Origin of the sequence: Caballeronia insecticola (assembly GCF_000402035.1) — a bacterium.
Lineage (GTDB): Bacteria > Pseudomonadota > Gammaproteobacteria > Burkholderiales > Burkholderiaceae > Caballeronia > Caballeronia insecticola.
This window is the reverse complement of record NC_021287.1, coordinates 1,824,550-1,850,362: the sequence shown is the minus strand read 5'-3', so window position 1 is coordinate 1,850,362 and position 25,813 is coordinate 1,824,550. Positions and strand designations below refer to the sequence as shown.

Annotated in this window: 23 protein-coding genes and 1 tRNA gene; 22 read left to right on the top strand and 2 right to left on the bottom strand. The window is 62.6% G+C overall.

Translation table 11 applies throughout. From position 1 onward, the window contains the following. Positions 1-31 precede the first annotated feature (31 nt). Positions 32-388: a hypothetical protein gene (locus BRPE64_RS08515; RefSeq protein WP_044041406.1), complete on the top strand. Its 357-nt coding sequence runs from the start codon at positions 32-34 to the stop codon at positions 386-388. 270 nt (positions 389-658) lie between these two features. After that, the gene (locus BRPE64_RS08510) at positions 659-1,057 is read left to right on the top strand and encodes a hypothetical protein (RefSeq protein ID WP_016345673.1); all 399 of its coding nucleotides are present in this window, start codon (positions 659-661) and stop codon (positions 1,055-1,057) included. 89 nt (positions 1,058-1,146) lie between these two features. On the opposite strand, the gene fabI is transcribed toward BRPE64_RS08510, so the two are convergent. Further along, a complete protein-coding gene (gene fabI, locus BRPE64_RS08505; RefSeq protein ID WP_016345672.1) occupies positions 1,147-1,944 on the bottom strand; it encodes an enoyl-ACP reductase FabI in 798 nt (265 codons plus the stop codon). Between the two features lie 254 nt (positions 1,945-2,198). On the opposite strand from fabI, the gene BRPE64_RS08500 reads away from it, so the two are divergent. From BRPE64_RS08500 to BRPE64_RS08475, 6 genes are all read left to right on the top strand, one after another. Next, positions 2,199-4,085 (top strand): extracellular solute-binding protein, encoded by a 1,887-nt coding sequence (locus BRPE64_RS08500; protein ID WP_016345671.1) that lies wholly within the window; start codon positions 2,199-2,201, stop codon positions 4,083-4,085. Between the two features lie 13 nt (positions 4,086-4,098). Then, complete coding sequence (locus BRPE64_RS08495; RefSeq protein WP_016345670.1) at positions 4,099-5,142, top strand: microcin C ABC transporter permease YejB; 1,044 nt, start codon at positions 4,099-4,101, stop codon at positions 5,140-5,142. 1 nt (position 5,143) lies between these two features. Then, complete coding sequence (locus BRPE64_RS08490) at positions 5,144-6,256, top strand: ABC transporter permease (protein WP_044041404.1); 1,113 nt, start codon at positions 5,144-5,146, stop codon at positions 6,254-6,256. Positions 6,257-6,264: 8 nt separating this feature from the next. Beyond that, positions 6,265-7,851 carry an ABC transporter ATP-binding protein gene (locus BRPE64_RS08485; RefSeq protein WP_044042076.1) on the top strand — a complete coding sequence of 529 codons (1,587 nt, stop codon included), beginning with the start codon at positions 6,265-6,267 and terminating at the stop codon, positions 7,849-7,851. Positions 7,852-7,998: 147 nt separating this feature from the next. Continuing rightward, on the top strand, positions 7,999-8,655 hold the full coding sequence (locus BRPE64_RS08480; protein ID WP_044041403.1) for a C40 family peptidase: 657 nt from the start codon (positions 7,999-8,001) through the stop codon (positions 8,653-8,655). 414 nt (positions 8,656-9,069) lie between these two features. Continuing rightward, positions 9,070-10,614: a 2-isopropylmalate synthase gene (locus tag BRPE64_RS08475; protein ID WP_016345666.1), complete on the top strand. Its 1,545-nt coding sequence runs from the start codon at positions 9,070-9,072 to the stop codon at positions 10,612-10,614. 75 nt (positions 10,615-10,689) lie between these two features. Here the strand turns inward: BRPE64_RS08475 and BRPE64_RS08470 are convergent, their stop codons facing one another. Further along, positions 10,690-11,205, bottom strand: a complete 516-nt coding sequence (locus BRPE64_RS08470; RefSeq protein ID WP_016345665.1) for a hypothetical protein — start codon at positions 11,203-11,205, stop codon at positions 10,690-10,692. Positions 11,206-11,369: 164 nt separating this feature from the next. On the opposite strand from BRPE64_RS08470, the gene BRPE64_RS08465 reads away from it, so the two are divergent. The 14 genes from BRPE64_RS08465 (at position 11,370) to nuoG (ending at position 25,811) form a co-directional block, all read left to right on the top strand. Beyond that, positions 11,370-12,707, top strand: coding sequence for a branched-chain amino acid ABC transporter substrate-binding protein (locus BRPE64_RS08465; protein ID WP_016345664.1), 1,338 nt, complete (start codon positions 11,370-11,372; stop codon positions 12,705-12,707). 195 nt (positions 12,708-12,902) lie between these two features. Next, entirely contained in the window at positions 12,903-13,172 is a 270-nt protein-coding gene (rpsO, locus tag BRPE64_RS08460; protein ID WP_014191766.1) for a 30S ribosomal protein S15, read from the top strand. A 314-nt stretch (positions 13,173-13,486) separates the two neighbouring features. After that, complete coding sequence (gene pnp, locus BRPE64_RS08455) at positions 13,487-15,625, top strand: polyribonucleotide nucleotidyltransferase (protein WP_016345662.1); 2,139 nt, start codon at positions 13,487-13,489, stop codon at positions 15,623-15,625. A gap of 186 nt (positions 15,626-15,811) precedes the next feature. Further along, the gene (locus BRPE64_RS08450) at positions 15,812-16,828 is read left to right on the top strand and encodes an NAD(P)H-quinone oxidoreductase (protein WP_016345661.1); all 1,017 of its coding nucleotides are present in this window, start codon (positions 15,812-15,814) and stop codon (positions 16,826-16,828) included. Positions 16,829-17,008: 180 nt separating this feature from the next. After that, positions 17,009-17,782 carry a triose-phosphate isomerase gene (tpiA, locus tag BRPE64_RS08445; protein ID WP_044041402.1) on the top strand — a complete coding sequence of 258 codons (774 nt, stop codon included), beginning with the start codon at positions 17,009-17,011 and terminating at the stop codon, positions 17,780-17,782. 81 nt (positions 17,783-17,863) lie between these two features. Then, the gene (gene secG, locus BRPE64_RS08440) at positions 17,864-18,238 is read left to right on the top strand and encodes a preprotein translocase subunit SecG (RefSeq protein WP_016345659.1); all 375 of its coding nucleotides are present in this window, start codon (positions 17,864-17,866) and stop codon (positions 18,236-18,238) included. Between the two features lie 126 nt (positions 18,239-18,364). Next, positions 18,365-18,449, top strand: a tRNA-Leu gene (locus tag BRPE64_RS08435). Between the two features lie 213 nt (positions 18,450-18,662). Beyond that, positions 18,663-19,022: an NADH-quinone oxidoreductase subunit A gene (locus tag BRPE64_RS08430; RefSeq protein WP_044041401.1), complete on the top strand. Its 360-nt coding sequence runs from the start codon at positions 18,663-18,665 to the stop codon at positions 19,020-19,022. Positions 19,023-19,082: 60 nt separating this feature from the next. Next, the gene (locus BRPE64_RS08425; protein WP_006052903.1) at positions 19,083-19,562 is read left to right on the top strand and encodes a NuoB/complex I 20 kDa subunit family protein; all 480 of its coding nucleotides are present in this window, start codon (positions 19,083-19,085) and stop codon (positions 19,560-19,562) included. Between the two features lie 33 nt (positions 19,563-19,595). Then, positions 19,596-20,198 (top strand): NADH-quinone oxidoreductase subunit C, encoded by a 603-nt coding sequence (locus tag BRPE64_RS08420; RefSeq protein WP_044041400.1) that lies wholly within the window; start codon positions 19,596-19,598, stop codon positions 20,196-20,198. Positions 20,199-20,207: 9 nt separating this feature from the next. Then, on the top strand, positions 20,208-21,461 hold the full coding sequence (locus tag BRPE64_RS08415) for an NADH-quinone oxidoreductase subunit D (RefSeq protein WP_016345655.1): 1,254 nt from the start codon (positions 20,208-20,210) through the stop codon (positions 21,459-21,461). A gap of 153 nt (positions 21,462-21,614) precedes the next feature. Then, a complete protein-coding gene (gene nuoE, locus BRPE64_RS08410) occupies positions 21,615-22,100 on the top strand; it encodes an NADH-quinone oxidoreductase subunit NuoE (protein WP_016345654.1) in 486 nt (161 codons plus the stop codon). After that, positions 22,097-23,419 carry an NADH-quinone oxidoreductase subunit NuoF gene (nuoF, locus tag BRPE64_RS08405; protein WP_016345653.1) on the top strand — a complete coding sequence of 441 codons (1,323 nt, stop codon included), beginning with the start codon at positions 22,097-22,099 and terminating at the stop codon, positions 23,417-23,419. The genes nuoE and nuoF overlap by 4 nt, the downstream gene beginning before the upstream one ends. Before the next feature lie 52 nt (positions 23,420-23,471). Next, a complete protein-coding gene (gene nuoG / locus BRPE64_RS08400; RefSeq protein ID WP_016345652.1) occupies positions 23,472-25,811 on the top strand; it encodes an NADH-quinone oxidoreductase subunit NuoG in 2,340 nt (779 codons plus the stop codon). The last annotated feature ends 2 nt before the right edge of the window (positions 25,812-25,813 follow it).

The following is a 25,813-nucleotide window of genomic DNA, read 5'->3' as shown; positions in this document are numbered from 1 at the left end:
CAACACACATCCCATCGAGGTGGGCTTCACAATGAACAAGGTTTCGAAGGCTTCCGCGCTGGCTGGCGCCCTCCTGATCGGCGGTCTGACGTTGTCCGGCGCGGCCATGGCGGGCGTGTCCGTGGGCGTAAACATCGGGGTGCCCGCGCCTGTGTACGTGGCGCCGGCGCCGGTCTATGCGCCGCCTCCGCCGCCCGTCGTGTACGCACCGCCTCCGCCGCCGGTGTACGCTGCGCCGGTCATCGTGGTCGGCTGGCATGGCGATCGATATTGGGACGGCCGCCGCTACTGGAATCGCGACGAATACTATCGCTACCACGGCAACGGTCACGGCTATGGCCACGGTTACGGATACGGACACGATAACGGTCATCACGGCTGGCACTGATAGCTCGGCGTTCGGCGCTTCGGCGTTTCGGAAAGAGCCACCTCCAGCAGGTGGCTTTTTCGTTTCGCCCGATGCGTCGGAAAAGCCGGATTTACCGGAATCGATGAGCGCCGAGGCAGTTCACACTTGGACGCAATGTAACAAAAGGTAAGGTTTCTCCTGACGATACGCCGTCACGCGCAGAAACTTACAAACCTGAAATATTGCGCTGAAAGCCTTCCGTTATATTGGGTCGCAAGCGAACAAGTAGAAAAGCGAGGTCGGTTGCATATGAAGATGAATATCTCGGGAAGCTTTCTGGCAGGCGTGCTGGCCGTGGCGGCATGGAGCGCGGCGAGCGTCGCGCGCGCCGACGTGCATGTAGGGGTCAATATCGGGATTCCGGCGCCGGTGTATGTTGCGCCGTCGCCGGTGTACGCGCCGCCGCCGCCGCCGGTCGTCTATCAGCCGATGCCGGTGTATGCGCCGCCGGTCGTGATCGGCTGGCACGGCAACCGTTACTGGGACGGCCGCCGTTACTGGAGCCGCAGCGACTGGAATCGTTATCACGGATATGGACGCGGGCCGCATCACGGGCCGCCGCCCGGGCATGGCCACGGTCACGGAAACGGAAACGGAAACGGAAACGGAAACGGCCATGGTCACGGCGGACCGCACGGACATCGCTGAGATGGAGTCCGCAACGGCTCCGGCCATGAAAAAAGCGCCGCTCACTTGAAGTGAGCGGCGCTTTTTTTCGAAGAGCAGAAGCGAGACGCTTATTCCGCGTCGCCGCCCATTCCGCCGACGACCGCGTGAAATCCGGCATCGACATGGATCACTTCCGCGCTCACGCCGGCCGACAGATCCGAGAGCAGGAACGCGGCCACATTGCCGACCTGCTCGGTCGTCACGTTGCGCTTGAGCGGCGCGTTTTCTTCGACGAAGTTCAGGATCTTGCCGAAGCCCTTGATGCCGCTCGCCGCGAGCGTCTTGATCGGGCCGGCGGAAATGGCGTTGACGCGCACGCCCTTGCCGCCGAGCGAGGGCGACGCCGCCATGTAACGCACGCTCGCTTCGAGCGATGCCTTGGCGAGACCCATTGTGTTGTAGTTCGGCAGCGCGCGTTCGGCGCCGAGATAGCTGAGCGTGAGCAGCGACGAACCGTCTTTCAGCATCGGCAGCGCGGCTTTGGCGAGCGCGGGAAAGCTGTACGCGGAGATGTCGTGCGCGACGCGGAAGTTTTCGCGCGTCATGCCGTCGAGGAAGTCGCCCGCGATCGCCTCGCGCGGCGCGAAGCCGATCGAGTGGACGAGGCCGTCGAGCGTATCCCAGCGTTCCTTGAGCGAGGCGAAGAGGGCGTCGATTTGCGCGTCGTCGGCGACGTCGCAGGGATAGATCATGTCGCTGCCGAACTCGGCCGCGAACTCGGTGATGCGCTCCTTGAAGCGCTCGCCGACGTACGTGAATGCGAGCTCGGCGCCTTCGCGCTTGCAGGCTTCGGCGATGCCGTACGCAATCGAGCGGTTCGACAGCAAGCCCGTCAGCAGAATTCGTTTTCCAGCGAGAAAGCCCATGAGTGCTCCTTCTTTGAAGTCAATGTCGCGCGCGACTGATGAAACGGATGCCGCGCGTATCGTGCGTCGCGCAATCGGCTCGGATCGGGCGTAAATGCAAACCCTTATGCCGCAAGCCGTACGGCGCGTGATTTTGGGTAGAATTCTCTCACAACGCAATGCCCCGCCAAGGATTCTCGCGGCGTTCGCTTCGGGCTCCGCCCGGATCATTCAACGCTTCACCCCATTGCGCCCAGAATTGCGCCAAGAGGCACATGACGACTCGCACGACGATCCGCTCATTCCGCGCCTCACGAAACTTCATCGTCAAACTTGCTGCGCTTGCGCTGAGCGGATCGATCGCCGGGTTCGCGACTCCGGCCTGCGCGGTTCACGCGATCGCGCAATACGGCGAGCCAAAGTATCCGGCGGATTTCAAGCGCTTCGATTACGTCAACCCGGACGCGCCGCGCGACGGCACGCTCGTGCTCGCCAACCCGAACCGGCTGACGAGCTTCGACAAATTTAATCCGTTCACGCTGCGCGGCAATCCCGCGCCCGGTCTCTCGCTGATGTTCGAGAGCCTGACGACCGGCAGCTCCGACGAAGTCGCGACCGCATACGGCCTGCTCGCCGACGACATCGCGGTGGCGCCGGACGGCATGTCGACCACGTTTCACATCAACCCGAAGGCGCGCTTTTCCAACGGCGATCCGGTCACTGCCGAGGACGTGAAGTTTTCCTTCGAAACGCTCAAGAGTCCGCAGGCCGCGCCGCAGTTCGCGGTGTATTTCGGGCAGATCGCGCGCGCGGTGATCGTCGATCCGCTCACGATCCGCTTCGAGTTCAAGGCCGCGACGCGCGAGATGCCGCTGCTCGCCGGGGGCATACCGGTGTTCTCGCGCAAGTGGGGCATGAAGTCCGACGGCACGCGCGTGCCGTTCGATCAGATCGCGTTTCAGAAACCGATCGGCAGCGGGCCGTATGTGATCGACCGCTTCGACAACGGCCGGACCATTTCATACCGGCGCAATCCCGATTACTGGGGCGCGTCGCTGCCGGTGCGCGCCGGCATGTACAACTTCGCGCACATCGACTACAAGCTTTACGGCGACTCCACCGCGCGCCTCGAAGCGTTCAAGGCGGGCGAATACGATGTGCTCGTCGAATATATCGCGCGAAGCTGGGTGCGGCGCGACATTGGCAAGCGCTTCGACAGCGGCGAGCTCATCAAACGCGAATTTCCGCAGCACAACGGCACCGGCATGCAGGGCTTCTTCATCAACACGCGGCGGCCGCTTTTCAAGGACGTGCGCGTGCGTCAGGCGCTCGATCTCGCGCTCGATTTCGAATGGCTCAACCGGCAATTGTTCTTCAACCAGTACAAGCGGATCGACAGTTTCTTCGTCAATACGGATTTGCAGGCGAAGGGCAAGCCCGGCGAAGGCGAACTGGCGATCCTGAATCCGTTGAAGAACGATCTCGATCCGTCCGTGTTCGGCGAAATGCCGCATCAGCCGAACACGGATCCGCCCGGCTCGCTGCGCGCGAATCTGATCAAGGCGCGCGAGCTGCTTGCCGAAGCAGGCTGGACGTATCGCGACGGCGCGCTGCGCAATGCGAAGGGCGAACCCTTCGTCTTCGAGATTCTCGACGACACCGGCGGCGGCGCGTCGATGGAGCCGGTCGCGGCCGCGTTCGGGCGCAATCTGCAGAAGCTCGGCATCGCGATGACGTTCCGCACCGTCGATTTCGCGCTGATCCAGAAGCGGCTCGACGCGTTCGATTTCGACATGACGAGCGTGCGCATGCCCGACGTGCAGGTGCCGGGCACCGAGCAGGTGTCGCGCTTCGGCAGCAAGTCCGCCGACGAGACGGGCTCGGACAATCTTGCGGGCGTGAAGTCGTCGGCCGTCGATGCGATTCTGCAGAAGGTGATCTCGGCGCAAACGCGCGAACAGCTCGTCGACGCAACGCACGCGCTCGATCGCGTGCTGATGAACGGCTACTATGTCGTGCCGCACTGGTACTCGGCGACGCATCGCGTGGCGTATCGCAATACGCTCGGGCATCCGGCGACGCTGCCGCAGTATTACGGCGCCGAGGAATGGATCATATCGACGTGGTGGGCGAAGTCTGCGCCCGCCGCCGCAGCGAAATAAAGGACGGTGCGCCATGTGGAGCTACATCCTTAAACGCATTCTCCTGATGATCCCGACGCTCATCGGCGTGCTGACGCTCACCTTCGTCGTGATCCAGTTCGTGCCGGGCGGCCCGGTCGAGCAGGCGGTGCACGATCTGCGGCGCGGGCAATCGGAAGGCGGTGGCGGCGGCTTCGGATTGCGCACCCATAGCGGCGTCGATGCGCAGCAGGTCGCGCAACTGAAGGCGCTCTACGGCTTCGACAAGCCGCCGCTCGAACGCTATGTCTCGATGCTCGGCAAGTTCGCGCGCTTCGATCTCGGCGAAAGCTACTTCAGGCATCAGAGCGTGTGGTCGCTGATCGTGTCGAAGCTGCCGGTGTCGATCAGCATCGGCTTGTGGACGTTCTTCATCACGTATCTGATATCGGTGCCGCTCGGCATCGCGAAGGCGGTGAAGAACGGCTCGAAGTTCGATGTCGCGACGAGTCTCATGGTGCTCGTCGGTTTCGCGATTCCCGGCTTCGTGCTGGGCGTTCTGCTGCTCGTGCTGTTCGGCGGCGGATCGTTCTGGCAATTGTTCCCGCTGCGCAATCTCACCTCCGACAACTGGGCCACGCTGTCGCTCGGCGGCAAGATTCTCGACTATCTGTGGCACATCACATTGCCGGTGACGGCCTCGGTCGTGGGCAGTTTCGCCATCATCACCATGCTCACGAAGAACGCCTTCCTCGACGAAATCCGCAAGCAGTATGTGCTGACCGCGCGCGCCAAGGGCCTGTCGGAGCGGCGCGTGCTCTGGAAGCATGTGTTCCGCAACGCGCTGCTGCCGTTGATCGTCGGCTTTCCGGCGGCGTTCATCGGTGCGTTCTTTACGGGCAGTCTGCTGATCGAAACACTCTTTTCGCTCGATGGGCTCGGGCTGCTTTCGTACGAATCCGTGGTGCGGCGCGACTATCCGGTCGTGCTCGGTACGCTCTATCTCTTCACGCTGATCGGCCTCGCGACGAAGCTCGTCTCCGACCTCTGCTACGTCTGGGTCGATCCGCGCATTCAATTCGAACAACTGGAGCGCTGACTTGAATCGAGCCGCTTCATCACGATCGTCACGCCACGACTCCGACGCGCAGCCGTTGCGCGAGCCGGTTTCGGTGTCGCCCGGGCGGCGCGTGTGGCTGCGCTTCAGACGCAACCGGCTGGGGTACTGGAGCCTCATCGTGTTCGTCGCGGCGTTCGTCATCAGCCTCGCGGGGCCGCTGTGGTCGAACGACAAGCCGCTCGTCGTGCGTTATCAGGGGCAGCTTTATTTTCCGCTCGTGAAGACCTACGCCGAGACGACCTTCGGCGGCGACTTCCCGACGCCCGCCGACTATCTCGATCCTTACGTGCGCGACCGCTTCAGTGCGCCCGGCAATTTCGCGATCTATCCGCCGAATCACTATTACTACGACACGCTCAACTACTTCTCGAAGGGCTCGAACCCGGCGCCGCCGTCGCGCGAGAACTGGCTCGGCACCGACGACCGCGGCCGCGACGTATTCGCGCGGCTCGTCTACGGCTTTCGCGTATCGGTGCTGTTCGCGCTCGTGCTGACGTTGATCGGCACAGTGCTCGGCGTCGTGGCGGGCGCGGTGCAGGGCTATTTCGGCGGACGGATCGATATCACCGGGCAGCGGCTGATCGAGATATGGAGCGCGCTGCCGGAGCTGTATTTGCTGATCATCTTCGCGTCGATCTTCGAGCCGAGCCTGATCCTTTTGATCATCCTGCTGTCGCTGTTCGGCTGGATCGGCCTGTCGGATTACGTGCGCGCGGAATTCCTGCGCAATCGCACGCAAGACTACGTGCGCGCCGCACGCGCGATGGGCCTGTCGAACTGGCAGATCATCTGGCGGCACGTGCTGCCCAACGGCCTGACGCCGGTCATCACTTTCCTGCCGTTTCGCATGAGCGGGGCGATTCTCGCGCTGACGAGCCTCGATTTTCTCGGCCTGGGCGTGCCGTCGCCAACGCCGTCGCTCGGCGAACTGCTCGCGCAGGGCAAGGCGAATCTCGACGCGTGGTGGATTTCGCTGTCGACCTTTGGCGTGCTCGTCGCGACGCTGCTTTTGCTGACCTTCATGGGCGACGCATTGCGCAATGCGCTGGACACGCGCATCGCGGATGCGGTGAAAGCGGGAGGCGGGCAGTGAGCGAGCCGATGCTCTCCATTAAGGACTTGCGCGTGCGCTTCGGCGACACGCTCGCCGTCGACGGCGTGAATCTCGAGGTGCGCGCGGGCGAACGCGTGGCGCTGGTCGGCGAGTCGGGATCGGGCAAGAGCGTGACGGCGCTGTCGATCCTGCGCCTGATCCGCGACGCCGAACTGTCCGGCTCGATCCGCTTCGCCGGCGAGGAACTGCTCTCGAAGAGCGAGCGCGCGATGCGCGGCCTGCGCGGCTCCGACATCGCGATGATCTTCCAGGAACCGATGACCGCGCTCAATCCGCTCTACACGGTCGGCGACCAGATCGGCGAGACGATTCAGCTGCACGATGGCGCGAGTCCGCGCGAGGCGCGCCAGCGGGCGATCGCGCTGCTCGCGCGCACGGGCATCACGGAGCCGGAGCGGCGCGTGGACAGCTATCCGCATCAGTTGTCAGGCGGACAGCGCCAGCGCGTGATGATCGCGATGGCGCTCGCGTGCCGCCCGCGTCTGCTGCTCGCCGACGAGCCGACCACGGCGCTCGACGTGACGATCCGTGCGCAAATCGTCGAGTTGCTGCTGGAGTTGCAGCGCGACGAAGCCGAAAAGCGCGGAATGGCCGTGCTCCTCATTACGCACGATTTAAATCTGGTGAGGCGCTTCGCCGAGCGCGTCGCGGTGATGGAGAAGGGCGTGCTCGTCGAGAGCGGCACGGTCGAGACGATTTTCACGTCACCGCAGCATCCGTACACGCAGCGTCTCCTGCACAGCAAGCCGAAGCGCGCCGTGCTGCCGGTGCTGCCGATCGCGCCGGTGCTGCTCGACGCGAAGAACGTGTCCGTCGACTACCCGGTGCGCGTGCCCGGCCTCAAAGGCTGGTTCCGGCGCGGCCGCTTCAAGGCCGTCGACGACGTCACGCTGACGGTGCGGCAGGGCGAGACGCTCGGCATTGTCGGGGAATCGGGCTCGGGGAAATCGACGCTGGCGATGGCGCTGCTCGGCCTGCAGCGCATCTCGCACGGCGCCGTGCAGTTTCAGGGCCGCGCGCTCGGCGATTTTCGCGGCAACGAAAAGACCGTGCTGCGCTCGAATCTGCAGGTTGTATTTCAGGATCCGTTCAGTTCATTGTCGCCGCGGCAGACGGTCGAGCGGATCGTCGGGGAAGGGCTCGCGCTGCATCGCCCGGAACTCGACGCCGCCGCGCGCCGCGCAAAGGTGGTTGCGGTGTTGCGCGAGGTCGGGATGGAACGCTCGGCCCTGACGCGCTATCCGCACGAGTTCTCGGGCGGGCAGCGTCAGCGGATCGCGATTGCGCGCGCGCTGGTGCTGGAGCCGAGCATCCTGATTCTGGACGAGCCGACCAGCGCGCTCGATGTTTCCATTCAGACTCAAGTACTTGCGCTCCTCGCCGACATTCAGAAGAAGCACAATCTCGGCTACGTCTTCATTAGCCACGACTTACAGGTGATCGGCGCGATGGCGCATCGCGTCGCAGTCATGCGAGATGGTTTTGTCGTGGAGTCCGGTGAAGTAGAGAAGATTTTTTCGAAGCCTTCGGACGAATACACAAGAAAGCTGCTGAGAGCGGCCCTGGAATCCTAAAAATCTTTCTTTTTCACCAATTGGGTGCCCATCTCAATTGAATTTTTCTATTTCTTTTGACAGTTAAATACTTTATGGCTAGTATCCCTCCAAAGTTTCACGTATCTACCTGATTTAACAGCCTTTAATTGTAAAACCTACCGACCGATGCAGCCACTAACGTTGACTCAGACATGCGCGCGCGCCGCCGCGACCATGTTAATCGGCCTTCTGATGACAACAACTTCCGGCGCTTTCGCCGATGAAGTCAGCAGTAGCAGCCAAAATGCCAACAACGGCATTTTCTCCTCCAGATCCAGCGATGCACAGAACGCTGACGCCGCCGGCAACCCGGGCGGTGCGAAGTCGTTTTTGTCGGGCATGGCGAGCAAGGCGGGCGACGTCGTCGTCGGCGCGCTCAACATGATCGGCGTGCGCTATCGCTGGGGCGGAAATTCCCCCGATTCGGGCCTCGATTGCAGCGGCTTCGTGCGCTACGTGTTTCAGGACACGCTCGGTATGACCTTGCCGCGCCGCGCCGAAGAAATGAGCCGCGTCGGTGAGAAAGTCACCGTGTCGGATCTGAAGCCGGGCGACCTCGTGTTCTTCAATACGATGCGCCGCTCGTTCTCGCACGTCGGCATCTATATCGGCGACAACAAGTTCGTGCACTCGCCGTCCACCGGCAGCACGATCCGCGTCGACGACATGGAAGACGGCTACTGGGAAAAGCGCTTCCAGGGCGCGCGCCGCATCGAGAATGCGCAGTTCCGCGACGGCGCCGACTTGCGCCAGCGCGTGAGTGCGACGATCGGCGGTTACTGACCGGTCGCGTCGCGAATTCGCGAATGACGAAAAGCCTGCCTCCTTGCGGACGCAGGCTTTTTGCATTTCGGCAGCTATGCCGCGCAAGCATGGTCGGTACGCGTCATTCTGTACGAATCAATCAGCGCGATCGGAAAGCCTGATTGCACGCGTCTTCAAAAGCCGTTATAGTTTTTGAATGAACTTTTCTGCGTTCCTCTTCTCGTCTTTCCCGGCTGGTGCGTCGCTACGCGCACTATCGCTACTAGCGCGCCTACCGCGCTGATTCTTCTCGCCTCCCGTCTGCTCGTCCTGTCAGGTTTTCGACGCCAGCGGTGGCGCGAACACCCGAATTCCCTTTGCCTTATTGTTCATTCGCGTTCATTCGGCATCGACCTCTCCAACAATCGATAAATCTCCCCACAGGAGCCCGACATGGCAGCAGACAAGTTGATCATTTTCGACACGACCTTGCGAGACGGCGAGCAGTCTCCCGGCGCATCGATGACGAAGGAAGAAAAGATCCGCATCGCGAAGCAGCTGGAGCGCATGAAAGTCGACGTGATCGAGGCGGGCTTCGCTGCCAGCTCGAACGGCGATTTCGACGCGATCCACACGATCGCCTCGCTGGTCAAGGACAGCACGGTCTGCTCACTCGCCCGCGCGAACGACAAGGACATCCAGCGCGCCGCCGACGCGCTCAAGCCGGCGGAACAGTTCCGCATCCATACGTTCATCGCCACGTCGGCGCTGCACATGGAGAAGAAGCTGCGCATGACGCCGGAGCAGGTGTACGAACAGGCGCGTCTGGCCGTGCGTTTCGCCCGCAAGTTCACGGATGACGTCGAGTTCTCGCCGGAAGACGGCAGCCGCTCGGATATCGATTTCCTCTGCCGCGTGCTCGAAGGCGTCATCGCAGAAGGCGCGCGCACCATCAACATCACGGATACGGTCGGCTACGGGATTCCGGAGCATTACGGCAATCTCGTCAAGACGCTGCGCGAGCGCGTACCCAATGCCGACAAAGCCATCTGGTCGGTTCACTGCCACGACGACCTCGGTCTTGCGGTCGCCAATTCGCTCGCGGGCGTGCAGATCGGCGGCGCGCGTCAGGTCGAATGCACGATCAACGGTCTCGGCGAGCGCGCGGGCAACACGTCGCTCGAAGAAATCGTGATGGCGGTGAAGACACGCAAGGATTACTTCGGGCTGGATGTCGGCATCGACACGACGCAGATCGTCCCCACGTCGAAGCTCGTCTCGCAGATCACTGGCTTCGTCGTGCAGCCGAACAAGGCGGTCGTCGGCGCGAATGCGTTCGCGCACGCGTCGGGCATCCACCAGGACGGCGTGCTGAAGGCGCGCGATACCTACGAAATCATGCGCGCGGAAGACGTGGGCTGGGCCGCGAACAAGATCGTGCTTGGCAAGTTGTCCGGCCGTAACGCGTTCAAGCAGCGTCTGGAAGAGCTCGGTGTGACGCTCGAATCCGAAGCCGACGTGAACGCCGCATTCGCGCGCTTCAAGGAACTCGCCGACCGCAAGGCCGAAATTTTCGACGAAGACATCATGCAGATCGTCTCCGAGGAATCGGCCGAGGCGCAGGCGAAGGAACACTTCCGCTTCGTCTCCCTGAAGCAGCATTCGGAAACCGGCGAGCAGCCGCAAGCGAAGGTCGTGTTCGCCGTGGAAGGCGCCGAAGTGACCGGCGAGGCGCGCGGCAACGGTCCGGTGGATGCGACGCTGCACGCGATCGAATCGAAGGTCGACAGCGGCGCGGAACTCGTGCTGTATTCGGTCAACGCGATCACGACCGGCACGCAGGCGCAGGGTGAAGTGACGGTGCGACTGTCGAAGAGCGGGCGCATCGTGAATGGCGTGGGCACCGATCCGGATATCGTCGCGGCATCGGCGAAGGCGTATATCGCCGCGTTGAACAAGCTGCACTCGAAGGTGGAGAAGCTCAATCCGCAGCTTTGATTCGCGCTTGATTTGACCTGGAACCAAAAAGCCCTCGCGAGAGGGCTTTTTGTTTGATGCGGCGCGCGTCGATCTTCAGAAGAGATTGCGCCGGTCGGGATCGTGCAGCGGGTCGGGCGTCTTCTGCGTCATGCGCAGAATGCCCTGATCGTCGAAATAGAAGTTGTACATCAGGTACCAGATGTTCGCCTCCATGTAGCGATACGTCCAGACTTCGCGCTTCATCAGCGGAAAGTACGACGTTTCCACCGGCCGGCCGAAGTTCACCAGCACGTCTTTTTTGGTCCACGTGCCGATCTGCGCTTTGTACAACTCGTTCTCGTCGAGCACTTGTCTGACGTTCGCGATCCGGCCGGACGCGTCGATGTCCGCGGCGGTGGTGAATTCGCCGAGCGGCTGCGTCGGCCACATGAGGCGCTTGCCGCCGTCGGGCAAATCATAGACTTCGCGCGGCGGGCCTAATCGCGCGGTGATCGTCGATACATCCGCGCCCGTCTGATAGTTCTGCCACGGCTGCGCGCACGCCGACAGCAGCAACACGACGCCCGCGCACGCCAGCGCGGTCCGCATGCGATTGAATCTGTGCAGCATCGGAGGCTCCTCGTTTTGTCTTTCCTGTGATTTTGACACGCGCGCGCGGCAAAACATTCTCCGGACTGCGGCGTCATTCGGGCACGCTTGTCGTTAATGCGGCACTTGCATGGGAAACGCCCGGCGGCCTATGATCCGCGCTTTCATCGAAGCGACGCGAACCCATGACGAGCGTGTTGAAGCAAGCAATCGGTATGCATGCGGGCGTATGTGCGGTCGGACGTGCGGGCGGACGCGCGGCGCGCTGGCTCCGCATCGCAGCGCTTGCGTGCGTGGCGTGGTCCGTGACCGCCGGCGCTGCCGATCTCCCGCCCGTGAAACTGGCGCTGATCGAAGGCATGTCCGGCCCGTTCGCGAACGCCGGCGCGATGGTCGAGCGCAATCTGCGCTTCGGCGTCGAGCGCGTGAACGCGCGGGGCGGCGTGAAGCTCGCCGACGGCATGCATCCGCTGCAACTCGTCGTGCTCGACGGCAAAGGCAGCAGCGAGGCGACGCTCGTGCAACTGCGCGCAGCGATCGACGAGAAGATCGGCTTCGTCATGCAGGGCAACAGTTCGGCGGTGGCGGCGGCGCTCGTCGGCGCAATCGACCGGCAGAACGCGCGCGAGCCCGACCGGCGGGTGCTGTTCCTCAACTATTCCGCCGACGATCCCGCGCTCACCAACGACGCATGCAGCTTCTGGCACTTCCGTTTCGACGCCCACGCCGGCATGCGCATGGACGCGCTCGCCGACGCGCTGAAGGACGATCGCGCGGTCCAAAAGGTTTATCTGCTGAATCAGGATTACAGCTTCGGCCACGACGTGAGCCGCGAGGCGCAGCGTGCGCTGAAGGAGCGTCGGCCGGATATCGCGATCGCGGGCGACGAGTTCCATCCGATCGGCCGCGTGAAGGATTTCGCGCCGTATATTGCGAAGATTCGCGCGAGCGGGGCGGATGCCGTGATCACCGGCAACTGGGGCAACGACCTCACGCTGCTGGTGAAAGCGGCGCGCGAGCAGGGGCTCGACACGAAGTTCTATACGTTCTACGGCAACAGTCTGGGCGCGCCGGCCGCGCTCGGCGATGCCGGCGTGAAGCGCGTGATCGCGGTCGCGGACTGGCATCCGAACGCGGGCGGCGCGGCGTCGGACGCGTACTATCGCGATTTCCGCGCTCGCTATCCGGCCGCCTCCGACGATTATCTGGTCGCGCGCATGCCGCTGATGGTCGAAACGCTCGCCGCCGCGATGACGCGCGCCGCCAGCGCCGACCCGCTCGTCGTGGCGCGGGCGCTCGAAGGCATGAAATTCGACGGCGAGGGCTTCCATCCGTCGACGATGCGCGCCGACGACCATCAACTGATCCAGCCCCTTTACGTGATGGAAATGGACAAAGCCGGCTCGCCGGGCGTGAAGTTCGACAACGAGGGTTCCGGCTACGGCTTCCGGACGCTGCTCGCCGTTCCCGCAGACAAAACCGTCCAGCCGACGACCTGCAGGATGACGCGCCCATCGCGCTGAAGTGGAAAGGCGGAGAGCTGAGGCCGGGGTTCGTCGGGACATGCAACCGTGCTATACTTCGCGCTTCGCTTTTGGCGTAGTGCGTGATGTCCGGCTTCATGACGTCTCGGCCACACCGAAAACGAACCCTGAAATGTGCAACCCACGGCACGGCCTTTCTTCCGTGACCGCCTGTCTGTATCAAAGGAAAAGCAAATGTCCGTAGCAGAAATCAAGAAGTCCGACATCGTCGCCGAATACGCGCGCGGCACCAACGACACCGGCTCCCCCGAAGTGCAAGTTGCACTGCTCACGAGCCGCATCAACGAACTGACCGTCCACTTCAAGTCGCACTCGAAGGATCACCACAGCCGCCGCGGTCTGCTGCGCATGGTGAGCCGCCGTCGCAAGCTGCTCGACTACCTGAAGGGCAAGGACGCAGATCGTTATCGCTCGCTGATCGAAAAGCTGGGTCTGCGCAAGTAATTGGCGCCAAGCGACCAGCGTTCCAACGAAGTGCCTGTGTCAGTCCGCTGATACAGGCATTTTGTTTTTGGACGGTCTGGCCGTGAAGTCGTGCCCGATCGCCTTTTCGGCGCTCGGCGCATCTGAGCAAGTGGTTTCGGCAGTTCCTGGCTTTACCGGATGAGTCACCGGTCCGGCCTCGCGGCAGAGCTTTGTGTCATTCCAGCGCGGCACGCAGGGCGCGTTGCGCTGGAATGGCATAACACACCTCTTACGCGTGGCTCAGGACACCCCGCCAGCGCCGAACGGCGCGGCGCAACGTAGAAGGAGTCACAATGTTCAATAAAATCGTCAAAGAATTTAAGTGGGGACAGCATAACGTCCGCCTCGAAACGGGTGAAATCGCTCGTCAGGCAAGCGGCGCCGTGATCGTCGATGTCGAAGACACCGTCGTGCTCGCTACTGTCGTCGGCGCGAAGACTGCCAAGCCGGGCCAGGACTTCTTCCCGCTGACCGTCGATTACCTCGAAAAGACCTACGCCGCCGGCAAGATTCCGGGCGGCTTCTTCCGTCGCGAAGGCCGTCCGTCGGAAGGCGAAACGCTGATTTCGCGCCTGATCGACCGTCCGCTGCGTCCGCTCTTCCCGGAAGGCTTCTATAACGAAGTGCAGGTCGTGATTCACGTCCTGTCGCTGAACCCGGATGTTCCCGCCGACATTCCCGCGCTGATCGGCGCGTCGGCGGCGCTCGCCGTGTCGGGTCTGCCGTTCAACGGCCCGGTCGGCGCGGCCCGCGTTGCGTACATCAACAACGAATACGTGCTGAACCCGACGCGTCCGCAGATGAAGGAATCGGCGCTGGACCTCGTGGTCGCCGGTACGGAGCGCGCGGTGCTGATGGTGGAATCGGAAGCGCAACAGCTGTCCGAAGAAATCATGCTCGGCGCGGTCGTGTTCGGCCACGAGCAGATGCAAACGGCCATCGACGCGATCCACGAACTCGTGCGCGACGGCGGCAAGCCGGAATGGGACTGGAAGCCGGCCGCGAAGAACGAGACGCTGATCTCGCGCGTCACCGAAATCGCCAAGCCGGAACTCGAAGCGGCTTACCAGTTGCGCAACAAGCAGGCGCGCTCGGCCAAGCTGAAGGAAATCTACGCCGCGACTTCGGCGAAGCTGGCAGAAGACGCGTCGGCGTCCGGCACCGTGGCAGCAGATGCCGCAACCGTCGGCAACGTGCTGTTCGACATCGAAGCGAAGATCGTCCGCTCGCAGATCCTGAACGGCGAGCCGCGTATCGACGGCCGTGACACGCGCACCGTGCGCCCGATCGAAATCCGCACGGGCGTGTTGCCGCGCACGCACGGCTCCGCGCTGTTCACGCGCGGCGAGACGCAGGCGCTGGTCGTGGCGACGCTCGGCACGAAGGGCGACGAGCAGAACATCGACGCGCTCGAAGGCGAATACCGCGAGCGCTTCATGCTTCACTACAACATGCCGCCGTTCGCGACCGGCGAAACGGGCCGCGTCGGCTCGCCGAAGCGCCGTGAAATCGGTCACGGGCGTCTGGCCAAGCGCGCGCTGGCCGCGTGCCTGCCGAGCGCCGACGAATTCGGCTACTCGATCCGCGTCGTGTCGGAAATCACGGAATCGAACGGTTCGTCGTCGATGGCATCGGTGTGCGGCGGCTGCCTCGCGCTGATGGACGCCGGCGTGCCGATGAAGGCGCACGTCGCCGGCATCGCGATGGGCCTGATCCTCGAAGGCAACAAGTTCGCGGTTCTGACCGACATCCTCGGCGACGAAGATCACCTCGGCGACATGGACTTCAAGGTGGCCGGCACGGCGCAAGGCGTGACCGCGCTGCAGATGGACATCAAGATCCAGGGCATCACCAAGGAAATCATGCAGGTCGCGCTCGCGCAGGCGAAGGAAGGCCGCATGCATATCCTCGGCAAGATGACCGCTGCGGTGCCGCACACGAACACGAACCTGTCGGACTACGCGCCGCGCATGATCACCATCAAGATCAATCCGGAAAAAATCCGCGACGTGATCGGCAAGGGCGGTTCGGTGATTCGCGCGCTGACGGAAGAAACCGGCACGACCATCGACATTTCGGACGACGGCGTCGTGACCATCGCGAGCACGTCGAGCGAAGGCATGGCCGAGGCGAAGAAGCGCATCGAGAACATCACGGCGGAAGTGGAAGTGGGCCAGATCTACGAAGGCCCGGTGCTCAAGCTGCTCGACTTCGGCGCGATCGTCAACATCCTGCCGGGCAAGGACGGTTTGCTGCACATCTCGGAGATCGTCAACGAGCGCGTGAAGGACATCAACGACTACCTGAAGGAAGGCCAGATCGTGAAGGTCAAGGTCATCCAGACGGACGAAAAGGGTCGTGTGCGTCTGTCGGCGAAGGCGCTTCTGAACGAAGCCGCGCAGCAGACGGAACCCACGCACCCGCAGCAGTAATGCGGTAATGTGTAGACGGCCGGCCGCGGATGCGAGCCGGCCGTTTTCTTGTATGACGCACCGGACGCTAGGCATTGTCCGATGCGCCACGGGACCCGATGGCAGTGTGAAGCGCGAAACGCTGCGGCGCGCACAGTGCCATCCGGTTCGAATCCACACTGACGCTGTTCGGGACAGGGAGAGGATATGAAGGCCATCGAAATCACTGAATTTGGTGCACCCGAAGTCCTGAAACTGGGCGAGCGGCCAACGCCTGCGCCGGGTAAATGCGAGGTGCTGATCAAGGTCGCCGCCTCGGGCGTGAACCGTCCGGACGTGTTCCAGCGCAAGGGGGCGTATGCGCCGCCGCCGGGCGCGTCGGATCTGCCGGGGCTGGAAGTCGCGGGTGAAATCGTCGATGGCGATTTCGATCCGAAGCACAATCCGTTCGGGCTCAAGAAGGGCGATCGCGTGTGCGCGCTACTCGCAGGCGGCGGTTACGCCGAATACGCCGTGGCGCCGCTGGAGCAATGCCTGCCGGTGCCGAAGGGGTTGTCGGACGTGGAAGCCGCTTCGCTGCCGGAGACGTTCTTCACGGTATGGAGCAACGTGTTCGAGCGCGGCCAACTGGGCGCGGGCGAAAACGGCGACGAAGAGACGCTGCTCGTGCAGGGCGGATCGAGCGGCATCGGCGTGACGGCCATTCAGATTGCCCGCGCATTGGGTTTTCGCGTATTCGCCACCGCCGGCACCGATGAAAAATGCCGCGCGTGCGAGGCGCTCGGCGCGGAGCGGGCGATCAACTACAAGACGGAAGATTTCGTCGAAGTGGTGAAGTCGCTGACGAACGACCGTGGCGTCGACGTGATTCTCGACATGGTCGCGGGCGATTATCTGCAACGCGAACTGAAAGCGCTCGCCGACGGCGGGCGCATCTGCGTGATCGCGCTGCTCGGCGGCGCGAAGGCTGAGATCAATCTGAACGACGTGTTGCGTCGCCGGCTCGTGATCACGGGCTCGACGCTGCGTCCGCGTCCCGTCGCGTTCAAGGCGAAGCTCGCGGCGAAGCTCAAGGAGCGCGTCTGGCCGGAAATCGAGGCGGGCCGCATCAAACCGGTGATTCACGAGGTGTTCCCCGCGCGTGACGCCGCCGCCGCGCACACGCTGATGGAGAGCAGCACGCACGTAGGCAAGATCGTGCTCGACTGGCGGGAGCAGGCGTAGACGTAGACAGATTTGGGCGGGAGGCGGCGGCCCCGGCTGAGCGGTGTGGCTTTTGGCCGTTTGACCGGTTTCGTCGGAACACAGTAAAATCGCCTGTTTTGCAAGCAGTTCGCAGTTCGTGAGCGATTTACTCCAATAACAGGGCGGCTCATGACAAGCCGCCGCCGACTGACGAGACTTATGTCCAGAGAACGAGCAAAACTGGTGGTGGGCAACTGGAAGATGCACGGTCGCATCAGCGAAAACGCGACCTTGCTGACCGAAGTCGCCGCAGGAGCATCGGCTTTGCAGAACGGTGTGCGTGTCGGCGTGTGCGTGCCGTGTCCGTATCTCGCGCAATCGCAGGCGCTTTTGAGCGGTTCGGTCGTGCGGTGGGGCATTCAGGACGTGTCGGCGCATCCGGCCGGCGCTTACACCGGAGAAGTCGCGGCCGAAATGGCGGCGGATTTCGGCGTGACCTACGCGATCGTCGGACATTCCGAGCGACGCGCGTATCATCGCGAGAGTCCGGAACTCGTCGCGGCGAAAGCACAGCGTGCGATCGAAGCGGGTCTCACGCCCATCGTCTGCGTCGGGGAGACGCTGGAGGAGCGCGAATCGGGCGCCACCGAGCAGGTCATCGGCACGCAGTTGGAGGCCGTTCTGCTCGTGCTGACGGAAAAGCAGGCGGCGAGTATCGTGGTTGCGTACGAACCGGTCTGGGCGATCGGCACGGGCAAGACCGCGCGGCCGGGGCAGGCGCAGGACGTTCACGCGTTTTTGCGTCGCAAGCTGCAGGAGAAGGGCGCGGCCGTGGCGAACGTGCCGCTCCTGTATGGCGGCAGCGTGAAGCCGGAGAACGCGCAGGAATTGTTCGCACAACGGGACATCGACGGCGGGCTGATTGGCGGCGCGTCGCTGAAGTCGAAGGATTTTCTGGCGATCTGTCAGGCTGCGCAAACCGAGTTGCATTGAACGGCGAGCGGGCAAGGCGGGCGGGCAGAGCACATCGCGGCACGTGGGTGTCGCGGCAATATCAGAATCGGGTGAGTTGAAATGCTGTATTTGAAGACATTGATTATCGTTGTCCAGTTGTTGTCGGCGCTGGGCGTGATCGGACTTGTGCTCCTGCAGCACGGCAAGGGCGCGGACATGGGCGCGGCGTTCGGCAGCGGCGCATCGGGCAGCCTGTTCGGCGCCACCGGTTCGGCGAATTTTCTTTCGCGCACGACCGCGGTTCTCGCCGCAGTCTTCTTTATCACGACGCTGGCGCTGACTTACCTCGGAAGCTACCGGCCGCAAGTTTCGGCGGGCGTCCTCGGCAATGCGCCGGTCGCGGCATCGGCTCCGGCTGCGGGCGCATCGGCTGCTGCGGCACCGGGTTCGGCACCGGTGGCATCGTCCGCGCCGGGCGCAGACGTGCCCAAGTAACGGCAGAATGAATTTTCGCGAAATCTGCATTTTGTGCGTTGAACAATTCGTAGCGCCCAGTTATAATTCAAGTCTTGAAGCGATTCGCGGCAATTAAGAAGTAGTTTTCCCGGATTGCAGTACAGTGCCGACGTGGTGAAATTGGTAGACACGCTATCTTGAGGGGGTAGTGGCGAAAGCTGTGCGAGTTCGAGTCTCGCCGTCGGCACCAAAGTTATCCAATGCCAGCCGCATGCATCGCTTCGGCTGGCATTGTCACTTCTGGAGTACCCTTTACGTTTTTGCAGCAGTGTCGCCGCAAAAAAGTGGTTGTCACAGTGTGCTGATATCGTGAGCGGTCCCAAGTGAATCTCCTGCCGGGTGGTTCGTCCCGGCCGAAGCGCTCCAATCAATACAGACCACATCTACCGATCTGAGGATAGCCTTGAACCTCGCACCCTATTACCCCGTCTTCTTGTTTCTCGTGGTGGGCCTTGGTTTAGGTATAGCGCTGGTCAGTATCGGCAAGATCCTCGGTCCCAACAGACCCGACACCGAAAAGAACGCACCCTACGAGTGCGGCTTCGAAGCCTTCGAAGACGCGCGTATGAAGTTCGATGTGCGTTACTATCTCGTCGCGATTCTTTTCATCATTTTCGACCTTGAAACGGCGTTCCTGTTTCCGTGGGGTGTGTCCCTGCGCGATATCGGCTGGCCTGGCTTCATGGCGATGATGATATTTCTGCTCGAATTCCTGCTTGGTTTCGCCTACATCTGGAGAAAGGGCGGCCTGGACTGGGAATGACAGTTAGATCACCGGATTCATGGGTGGCTTTGGCTGGCTGCCCATCTGGAGTGGAAAATAATGAGTATCGAAGGGGTCTTGAAGGAAGGCTTTGTCACCACCACGGCTGACAAGCTGATCAACTGGACGCGCACCGGCTCCCTGTGGCCGATGACGTTCGGTCTTGCGTGCTGTGCGGTTGAGATGATGCATGCGGGCGCTGCCCGCTATGACCTCGACCGTTTTGGCGTGGTGTTCCGGCCGAGCCCGCGTCAGTCCGACGTCATGATCGTCGCCGGCACGCTGTGCAACAAGATGGCGCCCGCGCTTCGTAAGGTGTACGACCAGATGGCCGAACCGCGTTGGGTCATCTCCATGGGCTCGTGCGCGAACGGCGGCGGCTACTACCACTATTCGTATTCCGTCGTGCGTGGTTGCGATCGGATCGTGCCGGTCGACGTCTATGTCCCCGGTTGTCCTCCGACCGCCGAAGCCCTGGTCTACGGCGTGATCCAGTTGCAGGCGAAGATTCGCCGCACCAACACCATCGCCCGTCAGTAAGGGCCTGGGTCTCCCAACTGAGTCTCCCCAACTATGGCAAGCAAACTCGAGACCCTTAAAGCGAACCTCGAGACGGCGTTTGGCGGCCGTCTCCAGAGCGTTACGGAATCGCTGGGGCAAGTGACGGTCGTCGTCAAGGCGGCGAACTATCTGGAAGTCTGCAAGCAGCTGCGCGATGATCCGTCGCTGCGCTTCGAGCAGCTCATGGACGTAGCCGGCGTCGACTATTCGACCTACGGCGACGGCGCCTACGACGGCCCGCGTTTCGCGGCCGTCACGCATCTTCTTTCGATCGCGAACAACTGGCGTCTGCGCGTGCGCGTATTCGCTCCGGACGACGAAGTGCCCATCGTGCCGTCGCTGGTCGACATCTGGACGTCGGCGAACTGGTACGAGCGCGAAGCGTTCGACCTCTACGGCATCGTCTTCGAAGGCCATCCCGACCTGCGCCGCATTCTCACGGACTATGGTTTCATCGGCCATCCGTTCCGCAAGGACTTCCCGATCTCCGGTTACGTCGAAATGCGGTACGACCCGGAAGAGAAGCGCGTCGTGTATCAGCCTGTGACGATCGAGCCGCGCGAAATCACGCCGCGCGTGATTCGCGAAGATCGCTATGGCGGTCTGAAACATTAAGAGAACGCCATGGCAGAGATCAAGAACTACACGCTCAACTTTGGCCCGCAGCACCCGGCAGCGCACGGCGTGTTGCGCCTCGTGCTCGAACTCGACGGCGAAGTGATTCAGCGCGCCGATCCGCACATCGGTCTGCTGCACCGCGCGACCGAAAAGCTGGCCGAAACCAAGACCTTCATTCAGTCCGTACCGTATATGGACCGTCTCGACTACGTGTCGATGATGGTCAACGAGCACGGCTACGTGATGGCCATCGAAAAGCTGCTCGGCATCGACGTGCCCATTCGCGCGAAGTACATTCGCGTGCTGTTCGACGAAATCACGCGCGTGCTGAACCACCTGATGTGGATCGGCTCGCACGCGCTCGACGTCGGCGCCATGGCGGTCTTCCTTTACGCGTTCCGTGAGCGCGAAGATCTGATGGACGTCTACGAGGCGGTGTCGGGCGCGCGTATGCACGCGGCGTACTACCGTCCGGGCGGCGTGTATCGCGATCTGCCGGACGCGATGCCGCAGTACAAGGCGTCGAAGATCCGCAACGCGAAGGCGCTCGACAGGATGAACGAGAACCGTCAGGGTTCGCTGCTCGACTTCATCGAAGACTTCTTCAATCGCTTTCCGAATTGTGTCGACGAGTACGAAACGCTGCTCACCGACAACCGCATCTGGAAGCAGCGTCTCGTGGGCATCGGCGTGGTGAGTCCGGAGCGCGCGCTGCAGATGGGTCTTTCCGGTGCGATGCTGCGCGGCTCGGGTATCGAGTGGGATCTGCGCAAGAAGCAGCCGTACGAAGTGTACGACCAGCTCGACTTCGACATTCCTGTCGGCGTGAACGGCGACTGCTACGACCGCTATCTGGTGCGTGTCGAAGAAATGCGCCAGTCCACGCGCATCGCCAAACAATGCATTGCGTGGTTGCGCAAGAATCCCGGCCCTGTGATGGTCGATAATCACAAGGTTGCGCCGCCGTCGCGCGTCGGCATGAAGAGCAACATGGAAGAGCTGATTCACCATTTCAAGCTCTTCACCGAAGGCTTCCACGTGCCGGAAGGCGAGACGTACGCGGCGGTCGAGCATCCGAAGGGCGAGTTCGGCATCTATCTGATCTCGGATGGCGCCAACAAGCCGTATCGCCTGAAAATTCGTGCGCCGGGTTATGCGCACCTCGCAGCACTCGACGAAATGGCGCGCGGCCACATGATCGCCGACGCCGTGACGATCATCGGTACGCAAGACATCGTGTTCGGCGAGATCGATCGCTGATCTCATTCAGCCCGCCTGCACGTCGTGTTCATCTTGAGCGCCGTGCAGGAAAGCGCAGAAGCACTAACAGGAAACCGCAGGACGCCAGGTCTGCCGCAACGAAAAGCGCGGCAGGTTTTCGTTCGGTAGGAATTGAAAGAGTCGTGTCTCAAAATGATCTCAGCTGAAGGCCTGAAAGAAATCGATCGCGCGGTGGCGAAATATCCCGCCGAGCAAAAGCAGTCGGCCGTGATGGCCGCGCTGGCTGTCGCTCAGGAAGAGCATGGATGGCTGTCGCCCGAACTCATGCAGTTCGTCGCGAACTATCTGAGCATGCCGCCGGTCGCCGTGCAGGAAGTCGCGACGTTCTACACGATGTACGAACTGAAGCCGGTCGGTAAGCACAAGATCACGCTCTGCACGAATCTGCCTTGCCAACTCGGTCCGGACGGCGGGTCTGAAAGCGCCGCCGACTATCTCAGGCAAAAGCTTGGAATCGATTTCGGCGAAACCACGGCGGACGGCAAGTTCACGCTGAAGGAAGGCGAGTGCTTCGGCGCATGCGGCGACGCACCGGTTCTGCTCGTGAACAACCATCGCATGTGCAGCTTCATGAGCCGTCAGAAGATCGACCAGCTGATCGAGGAACTTTCGAAATGACGTCACTCCACGATCGTCACATCAAGCCACTGATCCTTGCCGGTCTGAACGGCGAGAACTGGCATCTCGAAGATTACGTTGCGCGCGGCGGCTACAAGCAACTGCGCCGCATTCTGGAAGAAAAGATTCCGCCCGAGCAGGTGATCGCGGACGTGAAGGCGTCCGGTCTGCGCGGCCGTGGCGGCGCGGGCTTTCCGACCGGCCTCAAATGGAGCTTCATGCCGCGTCAGTTTCCGGGGCAGAAGTATCTCGTCTGCAATTCGGACGAGGGCGAACCGGGCACATTCAAGGACCGCGACATCCTGCGCTGGAACCCGCATTCGCTGATCGAAGGCATGGCCATCGGTGCGTATGCGATGGGCATTACCGTGGGCTACAACTATATCCACGGCGAGATTTTCGAGGTCTATCGCGTGTTCGAAGCGGCGCTCGAAGAAGCGCGCGCGGCCGGTTATCTCGGCGCGAACATCTTGGGCTCCGGCTTCTCGTTCGAGCTTTACGCGCATCATGGCTACGGCGCGTACATCTGCGGTGAAGAAACCGCGTTGCTCGAATCGCTCGAAGGCAAGAAGGGCCAGCCGCGCTTCAAGCCGCCGTTCCCGGCGAGCTTCGGCGTGTATGGCAAGCCGACCACCATCAACAATACCGAGACGTTCGCGGCGGTGCCGTTCCTGCTGGAAATCGGGCCGCAGAATTATCTCGAACTCGGCAAGCCGAACAACGGCGGCACGAAGATTTTCTCGGTGTCGGGCGACGTCAATCGTCCGGGCAACTATGAAGTTCCGCTCGGCACGCCGTTCTCGACGCTGATGGAACTGGCAGGCGGCGTGCGCGGCAAGTCGGTCAAGGCGGTGATTCCGGGCGGCTCGTCAGCGCCGGTCGTGCCGGGCGAGATGATGCTCGCCACCGACATGGACTACGATTCGATCGCGAAGGCCGGCTCCATGCTCGGCTCGGGCGCGGTCATCGTGATGAACGAAACGCGCTGCATGGTGCGCTCGCTGCTGCGTCTGTCGTACTTCTATTACGAAGAGTCGTGCGGCCAGTGCACGCCGTGCCGCGAAGGTACGGGCTGGCTGTATCGCGTGGTGCATCGTATCGAGCATGGTCTCGGGCGCAAGGAAGATCTGGACCTGCTGAACTCGGTCGCCGAGAACATCATGGGCCGCACGATCTGCGCGCTGGGCGATGCAGCGGCAATGCCCGTGCGCGGCATGCTCAAGCACTTCTGGGACGAATTCGAGTATCACGTCGAGCACAAGCACTGTCTCGTCGGCGGGCACGCGCATCATGCGCCGTCCGAAGCGCTTACCGCGTAATCAGGCGCGCAGTCAGATGCGCGAGATAAGAGGTTGAGGACCATTCCCCATCATGGTTGAACTAGAAATTGACGGCAAGACGGTCGAGGTGCCCGAAGGCAGCATGGTGATCCAGGCTGCGCATAAGGTCGATACGTACATTCCTCACTTCTGCTATCACAAGAAGCTGTCGATCGCGGCGAACTGCCGGATGTGCCTCGTCGAAGTCGAGAAGATGCCGAAGGCCGTCCCCGCGTGCGCGACGCCGGTATCCGCCGGCATGATCGTGCGTACCACCTCCGACAAGGCCGTGAAGGCGCAGCAGTCGGTGATGGAATTCCTGCTGATCAATCACCCGCTCGATTGCCCGATCTGCGATCAGGGCGGCGAGTGCCAGTTGCAGGATCTGGCCGTCGGCTACGGAAAGTCGCAGTCGCGCTATAACGAAGAAAAGCGCGTCGTGTTCCACAAGAACGTGGGCCCGCTCATCTCGATGGAAGAGATGTCGCGCTGCATCCATTGCACGCGCTGCGTGCGCTTCGGCCAGGAAGTCGCCGGCGTGATGGAACTCGGCATGCTGGGCCGTGGCGAGCATTCGGAAATCACGTCGTTCGTCGGCAAGACGGTGGATTCGGAACTGTCGGGCAACATGATCGACCTGTGCCCGGTCGGCGCCCTGACGAGCAAGCCGTTCCGCTACAGCGCGCGTACGTGGGAACTGTCGCGCCGCAAGTCGGTGAGTCCGCACGATTCCGTCGGCGCGAATCTCGTCGTGCAGGTAAAGAACAATCGCGTGATGCGCGTTCTGCCGATGGAGAACGAAGCCATCAACGAATGCTGGATCTCCGACAAGGACCGCTTCTCGTACGAAGGCCTGAACAGCGACGAGCGTCTCACCACGCCGATGCTCAAGCAAGGCGGCAAGTGGATCGAGACCGACTGGCAAAGCGCGCTCGAATACGTGGCGAAGGGCCTGAAGGGCATCAAGGCGGATCATGGCGCGAACGCCATTGCCGCGCTCGCCACGCCCCATACCACGGTGGAAGAACTGCATCTGCTGAAGGCGCTGGCGGAAGGCGTCGGCACGCCGAACGTCGATTTCCGTCTGCGTCAGACTGATTTCTCCGCGCCGGTCGGCGCCGGTGCGCCGTGGCTCGGCTCGAAGATCGCAGATCTGTCGATGATCGACACCGCGTTCGTGATCGGCTCGTTCCTGCGTCGCGATCATCCGCTGTTTGCCGCGCGTCTGCGTCAGGCGGCGAAGAACGGCGCGAAGGTCACCTTCCTCAACGCCAGCAACGACGACTCGCTGATCCCGACCGCGCATCGTCTGGTCGCCGCGCCCTCGGCGTGGCTCGATCAGCTCGCGGGCATTGCGGCGGCGGTATCGGAAGCGCGCGGCGCCGCGCTGCCGGACGCATTCGCGGGCCGCGAAGTGTCGGCGGCCGCGAAGGACGTCGCGGCTTCGCTGTCGGCGGGCGAAAAGCGCGTCGTGCTGCTCGGCAATCTCGCGGTCCAGCATCCGGACTTCGCGCAGATCCAGGCGGCGGCGCAATGGATCGCCGACAATACCGGCGCCACGCTCGGCTTCCTCACGGAAGGCGCGAATTCGGTCGGCGCGTATCTCGTCGATGCCTTGCCGGGCGAGGGCGGCCTCAACGCGCGTGAAGTGTTCGAGCAGCCGCGCAAGGGTTATGTGCTCGTCAACGCCGAGCCGGATTTCGATACGGCCAACCCGGCGCAGGCCATCGCCGCATTGAAGGCCGCGGAAATGGTCGTCGTGATGTCGCCGTTCAAGCACGGCATGGACTACGCGGACGTGCTGCTGCCGATCGCGCCGTTCACGGAAACGTCGGGCACGTTCGTCAACGCGGAAGGCACGGCGCAGTCGTTCAACGGCGTGGTGCGCGCGCTGGGCGATACGCGTCCGGGCTGGAAGGTGCTGCGCGTGCTGGGCACGATCCTGGGTCTTCCGGGCTTCGAATTCGACACGGCCGAAGAAGTGCGCGTCGCCGCACTCGGTACGGGCGATCTGACGGCGCGTCTGTCGAACAAGACGACGGTGCAGGCCACGCGCGCTGCATCGAAGGTCATGCTGAACGGCAGCGGCCTGCAGCGTCTCGCCGATGTGCCGATCTATCACGCCGATGCGCTCGTGCGCCGCGCGCCGTCGCTGCATCTGACGGCGGCCGCACGCGATGCGAACGTGGCAGGCCTCCCGACCGCGCTGTTCGACAAGCTCGGCCTGAAGGACGGCGAAGCAGTACGTATCCGTCAAGGCAATCTGTCGGTGACGTTGCCCGCGGTCCGCGATGCGAATCTCGCGGAATCGGTGGTCCGCGTGTCGGCGGGCACGATGGCTGGCGCCGCGCTCGGCGGCCTGTTCGGTGAACTGGTAGTGGAGAAGGCGTAAAA

What these genes read in the sequence shown, in the direction of transcription:
- BRPE64_RS08515 (WP_044041406.1), top strand. Translation starts at nt 32, where the DNA reads ATGAACAAGGTTTCGAAGGCTTCCGCGCTGGCTGGCGCCCTCCTGATC.
- BRPE64_RS08510 (WP_016345673.1), top strand. Translation starts at nt 659, where the DNA reads ATGAAGATGAATATCTCGGGAAGCTTTCTGGCAGGCGTGCTGGCCGTG.
- fabI (WP_016345672.1), bottom strand. Translation starts at nt 1,944, where the DNA reads ATGGGCTTTCTCGCTGGAAAACGAATTCTGCTGACGGGCTTGCTGTCG.
- BRPE64_RS08500 (WP_016345671.1), top strand. Translation starts at nt 2,199, where the DNA reads ATGACGACTCGCACGACGATCCGCTCATTCCGCGCCTCACGAAACTTC.
- BRPE64_RS08495 (WP_016345670.1), top strand. Translation starts at nt 4,099, where the DNA reads ATGTGGAGCTACATCCTTAAACGCATTCTCCTGATGATCCCGACGCTC.
- BRPE64_RS08485 (WP_044042076.1), top strand. Translation starts at nt 6,265, where the DNA reads ATGCTCTCCATTAAGGACTTGCGCGTGCGCTTCGGCGACACGCTCGCC.
- BRPE64_RS08480 (WP_044041403.1), top strand. Translation starts at nt 7,999, where the DNA reads ATGCAGCCACTAACGTTGACTCAGACATGCGCGCGCGCCGCCGCGACC.
- BRPE64_RS08475 (WP_016345666.1), top strand. Translation starts at nt 9,070, where the DNA reads ATGGCAGCAGACAAGTTGATCATTTTCGACACGACCTTGCGAGACGGC.
- BRPE64_RS08470 (WP_016345665.1), bottom strand. Translation starts at nt 11,205, where the DNA reads ATGCTGCACAGATTCAATCGCATGCGGACCGCGCTGGCGTGCGCGGGC.
- BRPE64_RS08465 (WP_016345664.1), top strand. Translation starts at nt 11,370, where the DNA reads ATGACGAGCGTGTTGAAGCAAGCAATCGGTATGCATGCGGGCGTATGT.
- rpsO (WP_014191766.1), top strand. Translation starts at nt 12,903, where the DNA reads ATGTCCGTAGCAGAAATCAAGAAGTCCGACATCGTCGCCGAATACGCG.
- pnp (WP_016345662.1), top strand. Translation starts at nt 13,487, where the DNA reads ATGTTCAATAAAATCGTCAAAGAATTTAAGTGGGGACAGCATAACGTC.
- BRPE64_RS08450 (WP_016345661.1), top strand. Translation starts at nt 15,812, where the DNA reads ATGAAGGCCATCGAAATCACTGAATTTGGTGCACCCGAAGTCCTGAAA.
- tpiA (WP_044041402.1), top strand. Translation starts at nt 17,009, where the DNA reads ATGTCCAGAGAACGAGCAAAACTGGTGGTGGGCAACTGGAAGATGCAC.
- secG (WP_016345659.1), top strand. Translation starts at nt 17,864, where the DNA reads ATGCTGTATTTGAAGACATTGATTATCGTTGTCCAGTTGTTGTCGGCG.
- BRPE64_RS08425 (WP_006052903.1), top strand. Translation starts at nt 19,083, where the DNA reads ATGAGTATCGAAGGGGTCTTGAAGGAAGGCTTTGTCACCACCACGGCT.
- BRPE64_RS08420 (WP_044041400.1), top strand. Translation starts at nt 19,596, where the DNA reads ATGGCAAGCAAACTCGAGACCCTTAAAGCGAACCTCGAGACGGCGTTT.
- BRPE64_RS08415 (WP_016345655.1), top strand. Translation starts at nt 20,208, where the DNA reads ATGGCAGAGATCAAGAACTACACGCTCAACTTTGGCCCGCAGCACCCG.
- nuoE (WP_016345654.1), top strand. Translation starts at nt 21,615, where the DNA reads ATGATCTCAGCTGAAGGCCTGAAAGAAATCGATCGCGCGGTGGCGAAA.
- nuoF (WP_016345653.1), top strand. Translation starts at nt 22,097, where the DNA reads ATGACGTCACTCCACGATCGTCACATCAAGCCACTGATCCTTGCCGGT.
- nuoG (WP_016345652.1), top strand. Translation starts at nt 23,472, where the DNA reads ATGGTTGAACTAGAAATTGACGGCAAGACGGTCGAGGTGCCCGAAGGC.